Origin of the sequence: Butyrivibrio sp., from assembly GCF_017635265.1 — a bacterium.
GTDB lineage: Bacteria > Bacillota > Clostridia > Lachnospirales > Lachnospiraceae > Butyrivibrio.
Window position 1 is genome coordinate 124118 of record NZ_JAGBLU010000137.1, and the last position, 18782, is coordinate 142899.

At 36.1% G+C, this 18782-nt stretch carries 20 protein-coding genes and 1 pseudogene; 20 read left to right on the forward strand and 1 reads right to left on the reverse strand.

Annotation, left to right across the window (positions count from 1 at the left end):
* The first annotated feature begins 55 nt into the window (after positions 1–55).
* From J6O61_RS17390 to rsfS, 17 genes and pseudogenes are all read left to right on the forward strand, one after another.
* Positions 56–595, forward strand: coding sequence for a Holliday junction resolvase RecU (locus tag J6O61_RS17390; RefSeq protein WP_292215581.1), 540 nt, complete (start codon positions 56–58; stop codon positions 593–595).
* A gap of 97 nt (positions 596–692) precedes the next feature.
* Complete coding sequence (gene hisZ, locus J6O61_RS17395; protein WP_292215582.1) at positions 693–1802, forward strand: ATP phosphoribosyltransferase regulatory subunit; 1110 nt, start codon at positions 693–695, stop codon at positions 1800–1802.
* An 11-nt stretch (positions 1803–1813) separates the two neighbouring features.
* The gene (gene hisG, locus J6O61_RS17400; protein ID WP_292215583.1) at positions 1814–2449 is read left to right on the forward strand and encodes an ATP phosphoribosyltransferase; all 636 of its coding nucleotides are present in this window, start codon (positions 1814–1816) and stop codon (positions 2447–2449) included.
* Positions 2450–2453: 4 nt separating this feature from the next.
* Positions 2454–3752, forward strand: coding sequence for a histidinol dehydrogenase (gene hisD / locus J6O61_RS17405; RefSeq protein ID WP_292215584.1), 1299 nt, complete (start codon positions 2454–2456; stop codon positions 3750–3752).
* A 92-nt stretch (positions 3753–3844) separates the two neighbouring features.
* Positions 3845–4435: an imidazoleglycerol-phosphate dehydratase HisB gene (gene hisB, locus J6O61_RS17410; protein WP_292215585.1), complete on the forward strand. Its 591-nt coding sequence runs from the start codon at positions 3845–3847 to the stop codon at positions 4433–4435.
* A 1-nt stretch (position 4436) separates the two neighbouring features.
* Positions 4437–5654 (forward strand): bifunctional phosphoribosyl-AMP cyclohydrolase/phosphoribosyl-ATP diphosphatase HisIE, encoded by a 1218-nt coding sequence (hisIE, locus tag J6O61_RS17415; RefSeq protein WP_292215586.1) that lies wholly within the window; start codon positions 4437–4439, stop codon positions 5652–5654.
* Positions 5655–5663: 9 nt separating this feature from the next.
* Positions 5664–7540, forward strand: a pseudogene (locus tag J6O61_RS19660) (TIGR03960 family B12-binding radical SAM protein).
* An 82-nt stretch (positions 7541–7622) separates the two neighbouring features.
* Complete coding sequence (locus tag J6O61_RS17425) at positions 7623–8351, forward strand: TIGR03936 family radical SAM-associated protein (RefSeq protein WP_292215587.1); 729 nt, start codon at positions 7623–7625, stop codon at positions 8349–8351.
* A complete protein-coding gene (locus J6O61_RS17430) occupies positions 8344–9537 on the forward strand; it encodes a ribonuclease E/G (RefSeq protein ID WP_292215588.1) in 1194 nt (397 codons plus the stop codon). The genes J6O61_RS17425 and J6O61_RS17430 overlap by 8 nt, the downstream gene beginning before the upstream one ends.
* 86 nt (positions 9538–9623) lie before the next feature.
* Entirely contained in the window at positions 9624–9932 is a 309-nt protein-coding gene (rplU, locus tag J6O61_RS17435) for a 50S ribosomal protein L21 (RefSeq protein WP_292215589.1), read from the forward strand.
* A 20-nt stretch (positions 9933–9952) separates the two neighbouring features.
* Positions 9953–10282, forward strand: coding sequence for a ribosomal-processing cysteine protease Prp (locus tag J6O61_RS17440; protein WP_292215590.1), 330 nt, complete (start codon positions 9953–9955; stop codon positions 10280–10282).
* Between the two features lie 3 nt (positions 10283–10285).
* A complete protein-coding gene (gene rpmA / locus J6O61_RS17445) occupies positions 10286–10573 on the forward strand; it encodes a 50S ribosomal protein L27 (protein WP_022774002.1) in 288 nt (95 codons plus the stop codon).
* A gap of 171 nt (positions 10574–10744) precedes the next feature.
* Positions 10745–12088: a GTPase ObgE gene (gene obgE / locus J6O61_RS17450; RefSeq protein WP_292215591.1), complete on the forward strand. Its 1344-nt coding sequence runs from the start codon at positions 10745–10747 to the stop codon at positions 12086–12088.
* A complete protein-coding gene (yhbY, locus tag J6O61_RS17455; protein WP_292215592.1) occupies positions 12085–12393 on the forward strand; it encodes a ribosome assembly RNA-binding protein YhbY in 309 nt (102 codons plus the stop codon). Before obgE ends, yhbY begins: the two co-directional genes overlap by 4 nt.
* A 26-nt stretch (positions 12394–12419) precedes the next feature.
* On the forward strand, positions 12420–13028 hold the full coding sequence (nadD, locus tag J6O61_RS17460) for a nicotinate-nucleotide adenylyltransferase (RefSeq protein ID WP_292215593.1): 609 nt from the start codon (positions 12420–12422) through the stop codon (positions 13026–13028).
* A complete protein-coding gene (gene yqeK / locus J6O61_RS17465; protein ID WP_292215594.1) occupies positions 13025–13606 on the forward strand; it encodes a bis(5'-nucleosyl)-tetraphosphatase (symmetrical) YqeK in 582 nt (193 codons plus the stop codon). Before nadD ends, yqeK begins: the two co-directional genes overlap by 4 nt.
* A 12-nt stretch (positions 13607–13618) precedes the next feature.
* A complete protein-coding gene (gene rsfS / locus J6O61_RS17470) occupies positions 13619–13978 on the forward strand; it encodes a ribosome silencing factor (RefSeq protein WP_292215595.1) in 360 nt (119 codons plus the stop codon).
* Between the two features lie 482 nt (positions 13979–14460).
* On the opposite strand, the gene lexA is transcribed toward rsfS, so the two are convergent.
* Entirely contained in the window at positions 14461–15081 is a 621-nt protein-coding gene (gene lexA, locus J6O61_RS17475) for a transcriptional repressor LexA (protein WP_292215596.1), read from the reverse strand.
* A gap of 198 nt (positions 15082–15279) precedes the next feature.
* On the opposite strand from lexA, the gene J6O61_RS17480 reads away from it, so the two are divergent.
* From J6O61_RS17480 to J6O61_RS17490, 3 genes are all read left to right on the forward strand, one after another.
* Positions 15280–15699, forward strand: coding sequence for a LysM peptidoglycan-binding domain-containing protein (locus tag J6O61_RS17480; protein WP_292215597.1), 420 nt, complete (start codon positions 15280–15282; stop codon positions 15697–15699).
* 114 nt (positions 15700–15813) lie between these two features.
* Positions 15814–17340 (forward strand): DHH family phosphoesterase, encoded by a 1527-nt coding sequence (locus J6O61_RS17485; protein WP_292215598.1) that lies wholly within the window; start codon positions 15814–15816, stop codon positions 17338–17340.
* Positions 17341–17520: 180 nt separating this feature from the next.
* Positions 17521–18642, forward strand: coding sequence for a D-alanyl-D-alanine carboxypeptidase family protein (locus tag J6O61_RS17490; RefSeq protein ID WP_292215599.1), 1122 nt, complete (start codon positions 17521–17523; stop codon positions 18640–18642).
* The last annotated feature ends 140 nt before the right edge of the window (positions 18643–18782 follow it).

Below are 18782 nucleotides of genomic sequence, written 5' to 3' on the forward strand. Positions count from 1 at the left end.
TTCAAATATCCCAAAATTCTTTTGGTGTGAATATTGGGTTATGGAGGAGGGGAGTATGCCAACCTGGAAATCAAGGGGGCTTCGAGGTTCAACTTTAGAAGAATTGATCAACAGATCAAATGAGCGCTATCAGGAACTGGGGCTTGCGCTTATACAGAAGATTCCTACGCCTATTACACCTATTAACATTGAAAAAGAAACAAGACATATTACACTTGCGTACTTTGATCAGAAAAGTACCGTAGATTACATTGGAGTTGTTCAGGGCATTCCTGTTTGTTTTGATGCAAAGGAATGCGCCACAACCACTTTCGCTTTAGAGAATATCCATCCCCATCAGGTTGCGTTTATGCAGGACTTTGAGAAACAGGATGGTGTTGCTTTCTTTTTAATATATTTTACAAGTCTGAATGAATTCTATTATTTACCCTACAGGAATTTAAAAAACTATTGGGACAGAGCTGAAAACGGCGGAAGAAAAAGTTTTCGTCATGATGAGCTTGACCTGTCATATGTGATAAAAACGCCGGGTGAATCCGGAATACTTATTCCTTTTCTTGATGCCATTCAAAAAGATTTAGAAGAAAGAGAATAAGTATTTGACATAACTATTTGCGTGATGGTAAACTCTTTACTATATTAGCATATTATCAAATTAGCACTTTACTTTGTGAAAGCGAAAAGAGGTAATTATGAATAAAGTTCTTTTACATACTCCTGATGGAGTAAGAGATATTTATGGCGCAGAGTGTAGCGATAAAAAAATAGTTGCAGATAAGATTCACAAAAAAATGAAAAGTTTTGGCTATCAGGATATTGATACGCCAACATTTGAGTATTTTGACGTTTTTGCAGAGGAGATAAATACATCCGATGCAAAAGAGCTTTATAAGTTTTTTGACAAAGAAGGAAACACTTTGGTTCTTAGACCTGACTTTACGCCTTCTATTGCCAGATGCGCTTCAAAGGTTATGCTTGAAAATGGTACTCCTGTACGAGTTTGTTATGAGGGAAAAACTTTCCTTAATACCTCCAATCTTCAGGGAAAACTTAAAGAGAACTACAATATTGGTGTAGAGCTTATGAATGAAAATTCTGTAATGGCTGATGCAGAGGTGATTGCTCTTTTGGTTTCCTGTTTGCAAAGTGTCGGACTTAAGGATTTTCAGATAAGTGTAGGAGATGCCGGATACTATAAAGGGCTTTGCATTGAAGCAGGAATTGATACGGAAACCGAGGAAAGCATAAGAGAACAGATTACTGCAAAAAACTATTTTGCTGCTGAAAACCTTATGAATAAAAGAGGAATTGACTCTAAATACATTGATCAGATTTTGAAGGTATCTGAATTTACCGGCTCCGATGATGCACTTGAAAAAGCAGAAAATCTTGCAAATAACAAAATGTCGCTGGATGCGGTAAAAAGACTAAAGAGTCTGTATAAAGTACTTACCTGTTACGGTGTTCAAAAATATATATCCTTTGATCTTGGAGTTCTCAGTAAGTTTAATTATTATACGGGAGTAATATTTAGTGCTTATACCTATGGGGCTCCCGATGCTATTGCCAAAGGCGGCAGATATGATAATCTCCTTGGAAAATACGGTAAAGACGCCCCGGCTATTGGATTTGCCATTATGTTGGATGATTTATTATCAGCATGTAAAAGACAACAAATTGAATTAGAACATGAAGAACCTTTAATTACTGTTACATATAATGATAGTAATTTTGAAGAAGCTTGTAAACGTGCAACAGAGCTAAGACTACAGGGTAAAAATGTATGTCTTTTACCTGAATGATCGGAGGATAAATGAGGTACTTAACATTTGCCCTTGGAAAAGGGAGACTTGTAGATAAAACAATGGAGATACTTGGAAAATGCGGTATTTCCTGTGATGAGATTCTGGATAAAAAAACAAGAAAACTGATTTTTACCAATGAAGAATTAAAATTAAAATTCTTTTTGGCCAAAGGACCTGATGTTCCTACTTATGTTGAATATGGGGCAGCTGATATAGGAATTGTCGGTGCAGATACCATAATGGAAGAAAAGAGAAGAGTTTATGAGGTTTTGGATCTTGGCTTTGGAAAGTGCAGAATGTGTGTCTGTGGTCCGGCTGAGGCCAAAAAGCTTTTGGAACATCGCGAAATGATACGTGTTGCAAGCAAGTATCCTGAAATAGCAAAAGACTACTTTTTTAACAAAAAGCACCAGACAGTTGACATCATTAAGCTTAATGGTTCCGTTGAGCTTGGTCCTATTGTGAATTTAAGTGATGTCATCGTTGATATAGTTGAAACCGGTTCAACTCTCAAAGAAAACGGGTTAGAGGTTTTGGAAGAAATTTGCCCGCTTTCTGCAAGAATGATTGTTAACCAGGTCAGCATGCAGATGGAAACGGAAAGAATCAGAAAGCTTATTAATGATATAAAGGAGAACCTGTAAAAATATGCGTATATGTAAATTGACAAATGAAACTAAAAAAGAGCTTTTAGGTAACCTTTTACAAAGAAATCCGGGAAACTATGCTGAATATGAAAATACAGTCAATGAAATAATTACAAATGTAAGAAACAGCGGTGACAAAGCACTTTTCGATTACACCCTTAAATTTGACAAGTTCGATGTATCAAAAGACACAATCAAAGTCACAAAAGAAGAAATTGCAGATGCATATAATGAACTTTCTGATGATTTCATAGATGTAATGAAAAAAAGTGCTGAAAACATCAGGGTATTCCATGAAAAACAAAAGAGAAACAGCTGGATTGACACGAAGGAAGACGGAAGCATACTTGGACAGAGAATTCTTCCGATTGAAATTTCAGGTGTTTATGTTCCGGGCGGAAAAGCAGCCTATCCATCAAGTGTGCTTATGAATGTAGTTCCTGCTAAAGTGGCAGGAGTAGAGAGAATAATCATGTGTACACCTCCATCCAAGGATGGTAAAGTAAATGCAGGAACTTTGGTTGCTGCAGACATTGCAGGTGTTACTGAAATTTACAAAGTAGGCGGAGCGCAGGCAATTGCCGCTATGGCTTTTGGCACAGAATCTGTCCCAAAAGTAGACAAAATTACGGGTCCGGGTAATATTTTTGTGGCACTTGCAAAAAAAGCCTGCTTCGGACATGTTTCAATAGATTCAATTGCAGGTCCCAGTGAAATACTTGTTCTTACAGATGAAACTGCAAATCCAAGATTTGTTGCCGCAGATTTATTATCTCAGGCAGAACATGATGAGCTTGCAAGCAGTATTCTTATTACCACATCCGAAGAAATTGCAAAAAAAGTATCTGAAGAAATAGATGAATTTTTAAAAACTCTTTCAAGAGCTGATATTATAAAAAAATCCTTAGACAATTATGGCTACATATTTATTGCAGACACAATGGATGATGCTGTTGATGCCGCAAATGCTATTGCATCGGAACACTTGGAGATTATAACAAAAAATCCATTTGAAACGATGACCAGGATAAAAAATGCAGGTGCTGTTTTCCTTGGAGAGTATTCTTCAGAGCCGCTTGGTGATTACTTTGCCGGTCCTAATCATATATTGCCGACAAATAGGACGGCCAGATTTTTCTCTCCATTAAGTGTGGATGATTTTGTTAAGAAAACCAGTATTATATCGTATTCAAAGGAAGGCTTGCATAAGGTTCATAATGATATTGAGCTTTTTGCCAAAGAAGAAGGACTCACGGCTCATGCAAATTCAATTGCAGTCAGATTCGAATTTTGCAAGTAAACTTTCTAAAGTAAGTATAAAATGCAAGTTTTATAGATTGTTTATAATTGATTCGCAAGATTTTGTTTACATATAATCAGGAGACACAAATTATGGGTGAAAGAATTGCAAGTGTTATTAGAAAAACTAATGAGACAGATATTAGCGTAAAGCTTAACTTGGATGGAAATGGCACTTCTGTCATAGAAACCGGAATTGGCTTTTTTGACCATATGCTCACAGCTTTTGCAAAACATGGCCTTTTTGATCTGGAAGTTAAGGTTAAAGGGGATCTTAATGTTGACGGACACCATACAGTTGAAGATACCGGAATAGTTTTGGGGCAGGCTATACTCCAGGCACTTGGTGATAAGAAAAGTATCAGGCGATATGGAAATGAGATTCTTCCTATGGATGAATCCCTTGTTCTTTCAGCTGTTGATTTGTGCGGAAGACCATACTTTGTGATGGATGCAGATTTTAAGGCACCTATGGTAGGTGATTTTGACACACAACTTGTTAGCGAATTTTTCTATGCGGTTTCCTATTCTGCAATGATGAATATTCATCTGAGAGTTATTGCCGGAACCAATGACCATCACAAAATAGAAGCTATGTTTAAAGCTTTTGCAAAATCGCTTGATATGGCTACATGTATTGACCCAAGAATAACTGATGTTCTTAGTACAAAAGGAGCTTTATAATATGTCAAATATCAGAAAGATCATTCCAAGTATATATCTGTTCAACGAAAAAGCTGTTAAAGGCATAAATGATAGGACTGTTGTTTATGATGATCCGCTTTTATATGTTGATGAATTGAATAAAAGCGGTATCGGAAGTATTTTTGTTTATGATTTATCTGAAGGTCAGACTGATGAGGCACACGAAAAAGCTTTGGATATGATAAAGCTTATATGCAAAAAAGCTGATGGTAATATTATCGGAGCAGGCAATATTAAGAGAATGGAAGATGTAAAAAAGCTCTTGTATGCAGGCTGTGCGAAGGTTGCGCTTAATTATTCCAAAGACAGTGAAGTTGCTGTTACCGCTGAAGTATCTGAGAAATTCGGAAAAGAAAAAATTCTTGTGCTTTTTGATTCTGAAAGCGAACTGAAAACCGATAAAAATCTAATCGAAAAATATTCCGTTGAGCTTGTTTATTTTCCGAAATCAGAGAGAGATCTTGCCGGTACAGATATTGATTTTACAATCACTTATGTTATTGATGAATATCTTGAGAAAGCGGATTGCTACAAAAAATCCATTGTTGATAACGGACTTGAACTTTTCACGCTTAAACCTGCATTTTCCTGGAATGATCTGAAAAAGAATTCTGACGGAATGGTTCCTGTTATTGTTCAGGATTATAAAACCGATCAGGTTCTTATGCTGGCATATATGGACGAAGAGGCTTATAATAGAACTCTCGAAACAGGAAAAATGACATATTACAGTCGCAGCAGAAAATCTCTTTGGATTAAAGGAGAAACCAGTTCTCATTATCAGTTTGTCAAAGCTCTTTATGCTGATTGTGACATGGATACGATTCTGGCAAGTGTTAAGCAGATCGGAGCTGCTTGTCATACAGGTAGCTATTCATGCTTTTTTAATGAAATTGCAAAAACTGATTTTGAAAAAAAGAATCCTCAAAAAGTACTGGAGGATGTTTTTGAAGTCATTAAAGACAGAAAAGTTAATCCGAGACAGGGCTCGTATACAAACTATCTTTTTGATAAAGGTATAGATAAAATTCTTAAAAAGGTAGGAGAAGAGGCAACGGAGATAGTTATAGCTGCAAAAAATCCAAATGATAATGAAATAGTTTACGAAATGTCTGATTTCCTGTATCATATGATGGTCCTCATGGCAGAAAAAAATGTAAGCTGGGAGGATATAACAGACGAATTGTCACGAAGATAAGGAAAAGATATGAACGAAAACTTAGCTCTTAGCGATGAGACTTTGCTTGAACTTGAGAAACCCGAAAGATACATTGGAAATGAGGTCAACAGTGTCTATAAAGATAAAAACAGTGTTGATATAAGATTTGCCATGTGTTTTCCGGATGTATACGAGATAGGCATGTCTCATCTTGGTATTCAGATTCTTTACGGAATGTTTAATTCCTATGATGATGTATGGTGCGAAAGAGTCTACTCACCTTGGGTAGATGCCGACAAAGTCTTCAGGGAAAAGGACATTCCTCTTTTTGCGTTAGAATCACAGGATGAAATCAGAAAATTTGATTTCCTTGGTTTCACAATTCAGTATGAAATGTGTTACACAAACATTTTGCAGATATTAGACCTTTCAAAGATACCTCTTTTAGCCAAAGACAGGGATTGGGACCAACCGATTGTTATTGGCGGAGGGCCTTGCACTTATAATCCTGAACCGATAACAGACTTCTTTGATATGTTTTATATTGGTGAAGGTGAAACAAAATATAGAGAAATATTTGATTTATATAAGGCTTGCAAAAAAGAAGGTACTTCACGTCAGGAATTCCTGCGCCGCTGCTCCCATATTTCCGGAATTTATGTGCCGTCATTTTATGATGTTAAATACAAAGAGGACGGAACTATTCTTTCCATGCAACCTATTTACGAGGATGTTCCGGCTGAAATCAAAAAGGAAATGTGTCTTGATATTTCCAATCAGTTTTATCCCACAAAACCGGTAGTTCCTTACATTAAAATAACTCAGGACCGAGTTGTTTTGGAGATAATGAGAGGATGTATCAGAGGTTGCCGTTTCTGCCAGGCAGGTCAATATATAAACCACTTCGCGAAAAAGACGTGGATCATTTAAAAGAACTTGCCCTTGAAGCTTTAAAAAACACAGGTTATGAAGAAATATCCCTTAGTTCCTTAAGCTCAAGTGATTATTCAAAATTGCCTGAACTTATAAATTTCCTAATTAAGCACTGTAATGAAAAGAAAATAAATATTTCATTGCCTTCACTTAGAATTGATGCTTTTTCTCTGGATGTAATGAGTAAAGTACAGGATGTAAAAAAGAGCAGTCTTACTTTTGCTCCCGAGGCCGGAACTCAAAGAATGAGAAATGTTATAAATAAAGGACTTACAGAAGAAGACATCTTAAGAGGTTCTCACGAAGCATTTCTGGGTGGATGGAATAAAGTAAAATTGTATTTTATGCTCGGTCTTCCGACTGAGACAGATGAAGACATACTTGGAATTGGTGATATTGCCAATAAGGTAGCTGTTGAATACTTTGAAACCGTACCCAAAGAGAAAAGAAACGGAAGAACAATTGATATCGTTGCAAGTACTTCATTTTTTGTTCCCAAGCCATTTACACCTTTTCAGTGGGCACCTATGAATACCAAAGAAGAATTTCTTGATAAAGCAAATAAAACAAGAAAAGGTATTATGTCTCAGCTCAATCAGAAACATATTAAATACAATTGGCATGAAGCTGATGCAAGCATGATGGAAGGAATTTTGGCGCGTGGTGACAGAAGGTTAAATGAAGTTATTCTTAAAGCCTATAAAAAGGGCTGCATATATGATGCCTGGGGAGAATATTTTAAATTCGATACCTGGATGGAAACTTTTGAAGAGTGTGGAATTGATCCTTTCTTTTACACAACAAGAGAACGTGCGGAAGATGAAATATTCCCTTGGGATATATTAAATTGCGGCGTTTCAAAGAGCTTTCTTTTAAGAGAATGGAAAAATGCACTTGAAAACAAACCTTCATCAAACTGCAGGCTTTCATGCCTTGGATGCGGTGCAGCATCTTATGGAGTTGGAGTTTGTACTGAGAATGGCAAAGCTTGAAGCTGATTATGTAAAGTTTCAGTATCAGTTTCAGGCTGTGGCAGGCAATATTTAAGCTTACGTTATCGTAGGAGAAAAGTTCATGAATAAATTACGTGTAAAATTTATCAAGCATGGTCCGATCAAGTTTGTTGGACATCTTGATATTATGAGATATTTTCAAAAAGCAATAAGAAGAGCCGAAATAGATATAAAGTATTCAAAAGGCTTTAGTCCCCATCAGCTCCTTTCTTTTGCTCAGCCCTTAAGTGTAGGTGTTACAAGCGACGGCGAATACCTTGATATGACAGTTAACAGCATGACTTCAGTAACGGATGTTATGGATAAACTTAATTCTGTTATGAATGAAGGTATTAAAATTATCGCAATAGACGAGCTTGATGAAGCAACTTCCAAAGCTATGACCGATGTTTATGCAGCAAGATATACAGCTGGGTTCAGGGAGTCGTCAAAGCCTGATTTTGACTGGATCGCAGAGTTTGATAAGTATTTAAAAAATGATAAGCTTCCGGCTATGAAAAAGACAAAGAGCGGTTTCAAAGAAATTGATATGAAACACATGGTCTTTGACTATAAGCTTGATCCTCAAAATGAAACAGTTGATCTTTTGCTGAGTATGAGCAGTTCCGAAACTCTTAAACCGGCTCTTTTATTTGAAGGATTTTTTAAGAGCCTTGATAAAGAATTTTCCGTATCTATGCTTTCTCTTCACAGAGTTGATATTTATAAGCTTGTTGAGGATGGCGATACAAAATATATTGAGCCTTTTATTGTTACCAATGATCAAAAGAGGTTTTATTTAAATGGCTGAGATTGTTACATCCGCTTATCACGGAGCACCGCTTGTTGCAGCTTTTATTGATAATAAGCTTGAGTTTCTGGAGTTTGTCAGAAAAAAAGAACTTAATAATATATACATTGGCCGGGTAGATCATATTGTTAAGAATATTAATGCCGCATTTGTACGATATAATGGTGATGAAATAGGTTATCTGCCTTTAAAGAACATATTGCCGGTTTGCGTATTAAACAGAAAGCTCAGCACCAATGAAAATGTTAAGGCCGGCGATGAAGTTGTAGTACAGGTTGAAGTTGAGAAAATAAAAACCAAAAAAACAAAGCTTACCACTTATATTTCTTTATCCGGCAAATACACAGTTATAACTTTGGGAAGATGTGGAGTAGGAGCATCTTTAAAGCTTGATGACAAAACAAGAAAAAGACTTGCAGGTGATGTTAAGGAAAGCTTTTATTTATTAACACAAGACTATATTAACAAACTAGGCGGCACATCAGTTGGAATGATAATAAGAACCAATGCCGTTGATATTTCGTCTGATGATAATAATGCAATACTTGATGATGCCAGAGAATGCATAGAGCTTTTGATTCATATCATTACTAATGCTTCTTGCAGGACCTGTGGCAGCTTATTATATTCAAAAGAGCTTTCAATTTATTCCGAAAATGACGATATAAATGCTCCATACATTGATAAAGCCAAAGCATTTTTAAAAACAAGAGATATTATTGATCCTATTGTTGTTAAAGATAACGGAATACATGGAATTAATTCAAAGGTTGATGAACTTAAATCTAATAAAGTATGGCTTAAAAGCGGTGCATATCTGATAATAGAGCAGCTTGAAAGTTTTAATGCCATAGATGTTAATTCCGGAAAAGCAATCACCGGAAAGAAAGACATTTCAAAAAAAGTCAATATGGAAGCTGCTGTTGAAATAATGCGGCAAATTCGTTTACGCAATTTATCCGGAATGATTTTGATAGATTTTATCAACATGCAAAACGAAGAGGATTATAAAGACCTTATAGATATTGTGACAAGTTATGCCAGAATGGATTATGTTCACACCAGCTTTATTGACATAACCGGATTGGGCATTATGGAACTTACAAGAAATAAAAACGATAAATCATTAAAAGAAATCTTACATGATGTTGAAAAACCTGTTGACATTAGTAAACATCAATGCTAATATATCATGGTATGCCGCATAACTAGGCAAAAGTGGGTTTTTACCCCGCCAAAGTTAGCGAGTTTTTTTGAAGAAGGAGGTAACTTATGTACGCAATTATTGTAACTGGTGGAAAGCAGTACAAAGTTTCCGAGGGTGATGAAATCAGAGTTGAGAAGCTTGATGTTGAGCCCGGAAAAGAAGTAACATTTGATAATGTTATTGCAGTAAACGATGACAAGACTCTTAAGGTTGCCGGCGATGTTAACGGTGCTAAGGTTAGCGCTACAGTTGTTGAGCAGGGTCGTGGTAAGAAGGTTGTTGTTTACAAGTACAAGAGAAAGACTGGATACCATAAGAAAAATGGTCACAGACAGCCATTCACACTTGTAAAGATTGAAAAGATCTCTATGTAATTATTAACAATTGGAATTATATGACTACTATTACAATTACCAAGACGTCCGTTGATAAATACAAATCCATTGAATGCAATGGTCATGCAGGTTTTGCTGATTATGGCAATGATATTGTATGCGCAGCTGTTTCAGTCCTTACTATAAATCTTATCAATTCAATTGATAATTTTACCGATGATGAGATAAGCGTTGTGCAGGATGAAGACAAGGGACTGATAAAGCTTAGTTTTAAAGATGAACCGAGTTATGATTCAGATTTATTATTAAGATCTTTTGAACTTGGAGTAGACAGTATATTCCAACAGTATGGAAAGAAATTTCTGAACATTAAATTTAGGAGGGAATAAGTCATGATGAATATGAACCTTCAATTTTTTGCTCACAAGAAGGGTGTTGGATCTACTAAGAACGGTAGAGATTCAGAGTCAAAGAGACTTGGAGCAAAAAGAGCTGACGGACAATTCGTAAAGGCCGGTAATATTTTATACAGACAGCGTGGAACACACATTCATCCTGGTGTTAATGTAGGAATCGGCAGCGATGATACATTATACGCACTTGTTGATGGTGTTCTTAGATTTGAGCGCAAGGGCAGAGATAAAAAGCAGGCTAGCGTTCATCCTGTAGAGAATAAGTAATTTGTTTAAGCGGGCTTCAAACACTTTTATGTTTGGAGCCTTCTTTTTTACCAGATCATATTCGATTTTTGAGGAGCATGATACTGTTCGATACGTATTGTGTCGAGTTACTGTATCATAATCCGAAATGATTTAGTCAGATATAAACTATTGTTTATAGAGGAGAAATTAATGCCGGTATTTGTAGATAAAGCTAGAATCTTTATACAGAGTGGTAAGGGCGGAGACGGACATATCTCATTCAGAAGAGAAAAATATGTTCCCAATGGCGGCCCTGATGGCGGTGACGGTGGCAAAGGTGGCGATGTTATCTTTGTTATTGATGAAGGAATAAATACTCTTGCTGATTTCCATTATGGTGGAAAGTATAAAGCAGAGAATGGTCAGGATGGAAATAAGAGACGATGCCATGGAAAGAATGGCCAGGATCTTTACATAAAGGTTCCGGAGGGCACGGTTATTAAAGAAGCCGAATCCGGAAAAGTTATTGCTGATATGAGTAGCGGCAATAAAGAGGTTGTTGTACTTAAGGGTGGCAAGGGTGGTAATGGTAATATGCATTACGCGACTTCTACTATGCAGGCACCTAAATACGCTCAGCCGGGACAACCGGCTCTTTCTCTTGAAGTTATTTTGGAACTGAAAGTGATTGCTGACGTTGGACTTGTAGGTTTCCCAAATGTTGGTAAATCTACTTTCCTTTCAAAAGTGTCAAATGCTAAACCCAAGATAGCAAATTATCATTTTACAACTCTTTCACCTATGCTTGGAGTAGTGGATTTAAATGATGCAAAAGGTTTTGTCGTTGCCGATATTCCGGGACTTATAGAAGGTGCATCAGAAGGTGCTGGACTTGGGCACGAATTTTTAAGGCATATAGAAAGAACCCGCATGATGATACATGTGGTTGATGCTGCTTCTACTGAAGGAAGAGACCCGATTGCGGATATTGATGCTATCAATGATGAATTAAAAAACTATAATGCTGATATAACAAATAAACCACAGGTAATAGCTGCAAATAAAATTGATATGCTGCCTGATGGTGAAGAGGCTGAAATCATACAAAAAATTCGTGACAAATATGAACCGCTTGGTGTAAAAGTATTTGCAACTTCAACCCTTACTGGAAAAGGTATTCAGGAACTGTTATACTATGTAAGTAGAGCTCTTTCTGAACTTCCACAGGAATCAGTGGTATTTGAACAGGAATTCTTCCCTGAAACCATGATGAGGGATTCAGATGAAGCATTTTCTGTTTATTATGACAAAGATACTGCCGAATACGTGATTGAAGGCCCTAAAATTGAGAAAATGCTTGGCTATACCAATCTTGAATCTGAGAAAGGTTTTGCTTTCTTCCAGAAGTTCCTTGCTGATAATGGTATTCTTGATGAACTTGAAAAGCTTCATATCGGTGAAGGTGACACAGTCAGAATGTATGGCTATAGTTTTGAATATTACAGAAATGCAGATACTCAGCCCGTATCTGAAGATGAGGATGAAGAAGAATGACATTAACAAGTAAACAAAGAGCTTATTTAAAGAGTCTTGCTGCAGATTTAGATCCTGTTTTTCAAATCGGAAAAGCAACAGTAACACCTGAAATAACAGATGCTATTGCAGAAACTTTTAACACACACGAGCTTGTTAAGATTACAGTTTTAAAAAATTGTGTCGAAGATGTTAATAATGTTGCTATAATGATTTCAGAAAGAACAAGATCAGATCTTGTTCAGGTTATTGGACGTAAATTTGTTTTATATAAACCATTTAAAGATAATCCAAAGATTGTACTTCCTAAAACTAAGAAAGCTTAATTCTTTTAACGGCCGGAGGTAGTAATATGGAAAGCAGAAAAATAGGAATACTTGGTGGAACCTTTGATCCTATCCACAATGCTCATTTGCTTCTTGGAGAATCTGCAAGGGAGCAGTTTGGACTGGACAGAGTAATCTTTATACCTAACAATCTTGCACACTTACCAAACAGAACCGAAGTTACGAGTGGTGAAATTCGTTATCAGATGGTAAAAATGGCCATTAATGATAATCCTTATTTTACCTGCTCAAGAATTGAGATTGATAAACCTGATGGAACTTACACCTACAATACCATTCAGGAACTTAAGCTTATGTATCCGGGAGATGAATTATTCCTTATTCTGGGCGGAGATTCAGTGATTGGTATTGACAACTGGTATAAATCAAAAGAACTTCTGCAGTCATGTACTATTCTGGCTGCTGTAAGAGAAGATGATAATCTTGCAGCCCTTGATAAAAAACGTAAAGAGCTTGGAACAATTTATGGAGCAGATATAAGACTTCTGAAATTTAACAGAATTGATATTTCTGCTACTGAAGTTCGTAATCGTGTTCGTACCGGCAGATCTATAAGATATATGGTTCCGGATGAAGTAATTGAATTCTTATGTATAAAAGGATTATACAAATGAAGACAATTGAAATAACTCAAAGACTTAGAAAAGAGCTTTCTAAGGAACTTAAACCAGACAGATTTGATCATACTCTTGGTGTTGCTTATACCGCTGCAAATATGGCGTTTATTTACGGTGCTGATGTTAATAAGGCATTAATAGCCGGAATGCTTCATGATTGTGCTAAATGTATGTCGCATGAAGAGCAGATAAAAATCTGTGAAAAGAATAATATTGAGCTTACAGATGTAGAAAGGAAAAATCATTCCCTATTACATGCAAAAGTCGGAATGTATCTTGCAAGAACAAAGTACGACGTTTATGATACTGAGATACTGGGTGCTATCAGATGGCATACTACAGGTCGGGAAAACATGACTCTTCTTGAAAAAATCGTCTATATAGCAGATTTCATTGAGCCAAACAGAAAACCGCTTGAAGATATGGAAATAATCAGGAAAGAAGCTTTTACTGATCTGGATAAGTGCCTTGCTCATATTCTTCATAATTCTGTTATTTATTTAAAAACAATTGGTAAAGAATGCGATGAAGCTACATTGAATGCTTATCATTTCTACAAAAAATATTACGAATAATCGAGGTTATATATGGCAGATATAGAGATTTCAAAAAACATGGCAAAAATGGCTGTTGAAGCCCTTGAGGACAGAAAGGGAGAGGATATTCACGTTATTGATATAAGTGAAATATCTACACTTGCAGATTATTTTGTGATTGCCAGCGGTACAAATATCAATCAGGTTCAGGCTCTGGCTGATAATGTTCAGGAAAAGCTCGGAAGATCCGGACACGATACAAAAAACGTAGAAGGTTATGAGACAGGAAAGTGGATTCTTCTTGACTTTGGAGATATCATTGTTCACGTATTTGACAGTGAAAACCGTCTTTTCTACAACCTTGAACGTATCTGGCGCGATGGCAAGCTTATCGATGCTTCCGCTCTCTAATAACTATACATTCTTATAAACAGACGCAGATGATATGGAAGTTTAGACATAGTTATGTTCACTCCGGTATTTTTCAATGTGATAAATTGGACATAAAACGCCCACAAAAGACTTGTTTCATGCTTATTCAGAGCACAAGTCTTTTGTGGGCTTATTTATATCCATTTATCATCATTTCAAAATAAATCGTTCACATAACTATGTCTAAACTTCCACAGCATCTGCTGTTCTGCTAAAAAATATTATCTTGACAGTAAATAGAAAAATCCATTCATGCCCATAGCTTTGGATAGAGCGATTTAGTATGAGCAATAGAGACTGTTAATAAAAAATAATTCGCCTCATTTCCTGTTTTGAATAAGCATGAAAGGAAATGAGGCGAATTATTTTGAATTTACTGTCTCTTTGCGAATACTACCCGAGCTCTGGACAAAACTATGGGCACAAATGGATTTTATTTTTGCTCTCGCAAGAAAGTATAGTTATTTGTAAAAGCGCATGATGCCGAAGACTTTGCCGAGGATAGTGCAGTCGTCTACTATGATTGGTTCCATGGTATCGTTCTCAGGCTGAAGTCTGATGTGACCTTTTTCTTTGTAGAAGGTTTTTACTGTTGCTGAATCATCAATGAGCGCAACGACCTGATCACCATTCTTTGCTGTATTGCAAACCTGAACAAAAATCTGGTCACCGTTAAAAATACCGGCATTTATCATCGAATCACCCTTAACATTTAAAATAAAAGCATCTGAACCCTTAGGACACATACTTGCAGGAATAGGGATGTATGAATCAATATTCTCCTCTGCAAGAATAGGAGCACCTGCAGCTACCTGACCTATAACGGGAATGCTGACAATCTCAGTTCTTACCATGTTAAAACCATCATCACAGATTTCAATTGCACGAGGTTTTGTAGGATCTCTTCTGATATATCCATTTTTTTCAAGTGTTTCCAAATGAGAGTGAACAGAAGAAGTAGACTTAAGATTAACTGCAGCGCAGATATCTCTTACTGAAGGCGGAAAGCCTCTTGAAAGAGTTTGCTCTTTAATATAATCCAGTATTTCCTGCTGTTTCTTTGATATATTCCCTTTAACCATGTGGACCTCCCAAATATTTTCTTAATTCAGTATAACAAACTTCATTTGCAAAAGCAAATGTTTGTTCGGAAAATTTGTTCGATTTTTGTTGACAAACAAATGTTTGGCTGCTACTATGTATATAGAACAGCTGTTCGTAACAAATGTTCGTTGAGAGATTGGTTAGTAGTGTTTGGGTTTTGTATGTGAGGTATAAAAATGAGTGAAGCAATGATGGCTGCAGCAAGTCTTTATAATGATTCAAGATTTTTTAGTCCAAGTGAAGTACGTATCAGAGAAAATAAAAAGCGCAGAGCGAAGATCGTTCGAAGACAGTATATTAGCCTTATAACAGTAATTTCTGCAATGATATTTGCATTTTTCTTCTTTACTTTTTCATTATTATCAGATGCTCAGTCAGAGACTTTTGTTCCTGAGTACAAATATTATAAGACCATAACAGTTCATACTGGAGATACTATCAGTAATATTGCTGAGAGATATTTTGACTCAGATAAATACAAAAATCTTGATCAATATATCAGTGAAATAGAAGATATCAACGGTCTTGGTGATACGTCTCTGGTAATGGCAGGAGAACAGCTTATTATTCCATACTATTCAACTGAATATAAATAATTGCGATATTAAAAAAATAAAATCAACGATATCAATTGATATTTGTATCGCATTTACAATTTTCTTTTTACATAAAACCTCCAATAGTGTAATATATACTCATTGGGGGCTTTTATGAAATTATCCAGTTTACTTTGTTATAATTCAATAGTCATTCAGTGCCATGATAATCCTGATGCAGATGCTATCTGTTCAGGATATGTTCTTTATAGATACTTTTCAGATAAAGGTAAAAAAGTAAGATTTATTTATTCAGGAAATTTTGAAATTTCTAAGAGTAATCTTGTATATCTGATAGAAAGACTCCATATTCCAATTGAATATGTTACAAAGCTTAGTTCAAAGCCTGAGCTTCTTCTTATGGCTGATTGCCAGTATGGTGAGGGCAATGTTCATAAATTTTCAGCGAAGAATGTAGCGGTGATCGATCATCATCAGGTATCAACCACACTGCCAAAGCTTAATGAAGTAAGAAGTAATCTTGGTAGTTGTTGCACTGCTATATGGTATCTTCTTAAGCTTGAAAAAGAGGAAGACTTTTTTGATAAAAAGATAAGTACAGCCCTTTATTATGGTCTGTACTCAGATACCAACGCATTTTCTGAAATATCTCATCCTTTGGATCGAGACATGATAGAGAGTCTGGACTATGACAAGAGCCTTATTTTAAAGCTCAAAAACATGAATCTTACGCTTCGTGAAGCAAAGGTTGCAGGAGTTGCAATGCTTGGCATTGAATATCATGAAAATGGTAAATATGCCATATTAAAGAGTGATCCTTGTGACCCTAATATCTTAGGTCTGATAGGAGACTTCATCATTGCAATAGATTCCGTCGATGTTTGCATTGTATATAGTATCTTATCATTTGGTGTTAAGTTCTCTATAAGGAGCTGTTCCAAGGAAACAAGAGCAGATGAGCTTGCTTCTTTCCTTGCAAATAAAATAGGTTCCGGTGGTGGTCATGTTGAAAAGGCCGGCGGTCTATTAAAAAATGAACTGATAAAAAAGCAGTATCCCGAGTATGTTGAAATAGAAGATATGGCAGCCAGGTATTCTATTTCCAATATAATCAAAGAACGCCTTAATACATATTTTGATGATTGTGATATCATCTATGCAAAAAAGGCATCCATTGATCAAAAGAGTATGAAAAAGTACCGTTCATCAAATCTTGTAGTTGGCGTGATCGATCCTAAAGACTTTGTTGCACCGGGTTCAATGGCTATCATCAGAACACTTTCAGGTGACAAAAATATTGAGATAAAAAATAAGACAATGCTTGTCATTACTGAAAATGGTGATGTTGTCCCGATCACAAATGATAATTATCTTAGCAGCTACACAAAAACAAGAAAAAAGTTCAGGCTAAGTACGGATTATAATCCAACAATAAAGATTGCTGACACCGGAAAAACGTATGTCTTAATGGATTATGTAAAACCTTTCATATCAACCGGCAATATGAATATCAAAGCAAAAAAACTAACAAAAATGACAAAATTATTCACTTATTGGGATAATGAGAAATATATGCTCGGTCAGAAGGGTGATTATATCGCAATAAGTCAGGATGATGAGCACAATATCTTTATTATTGATAAGAACCAGTTTAAGAAGACATATGCTTCTGTGAAATAAAATATCTTTATGTCGCCTATAAAGCTCCGATATTTCAGACAGTAGAAATATCGGGGTATTTTTTTGTTATTTTTTTACATTGAAGTAGCAAAGTAAATAATGTTAATATTTAAAAGCTACTATTTTAAATAATTAATTCAAAGAATTAGCAGTCAAACCAATCTGTTTTTGGGAGTTAAAATGGGGAATTACAGAAAAACACATTACCGAACCAGAGATGGCCAAAGAATGAGCGCTTCTCAATATAAAAAAAGAAGAAAACTTGAAATATGCTTTCATATTGCTTCTTTAGTTTTAATACTTGGTCTTATAACTTCTGGCATTTGTTTTCTAGCATATAAACTCAAGCATAAACCTGTTGAAAATACAGAAGTAGCGCAGGATGCAGCCACTACAGAGCTGACAATTGTAGACACAGTCGTTGAAGATGTAGAAATAGAAGAAGAGAATCCATATTTGAAAGCCTCAGAAGATGCTGATTCTTTTTTTGACGGATATATTGTTGATATTGATTCAGACACAGCTTATATATCAAGTGAGGAAGTTCAAAGCTCTTATGGTGTTCTGGTAAATCTGGATACAGGAAAAGCCGTTGCATCAAAGGATGGAAATGTCAGGATTAATCCGGCTTCAATGACTAAGATATTGACTCTTTTAGTTGCTGCCGAACATATAGATTCACTTGACGGAACATATACAATGACCCAGGAAATAGGTAACTATGTCTTTAGTAAGGATTGTAGTGCTGTAGGACTAAAAGTCGGCGATGTACAGACTGTAAAAGACATGATGTATGGAACCATACTTCCATCAGGTGCCGATGCAGCTATGATGCTTGCAGAATATGTAGCCGGTTCTCAAGAAGCTTTTGTTGAGCTAATGAATGAGAAGCTTGAAGAACTTGGTTTATCAGATACAGCTCATTTCACCAATTGTATTGGAGTCTACGATGAAGACCATTACTGTACACTTACAGATATGGCAATGATCCTCAAAGCCGCTGAAGAAAATGACCTGTGTCATGAAGTATTAAATGCCAGAACCTATACAACATCGCCCACATCTGAACATCCGGAAGGAATCACTATTTCTAACTGGTTCATGAGAAGGATAGAAGATAAGGATATCCATGGCGAAATAATGGGTGCAAAGACTGGATTTGTCAATCAGTCCGGTTGTTGCGGTGCCAGCTACATGATTTCTAATGATGGCACTCACTATATCTGCGTGACTGCTGATGCATGGAGTTCATGGAGATGCATTTATGATCAGGTAGATATATATCAAACATATACAAGTTAAAATCAGAACCACCGGCTTAGCCGGTGGTTTGTTCTGGCCCTATAAGGGCCTTTTACCGGCAAAGCCTAAAGGCTTATCGAAAATAATTCTACTTCTGCAAATTTTGCTTCGCTGCCTTTCAGGCCATTTCTTTTTGCATC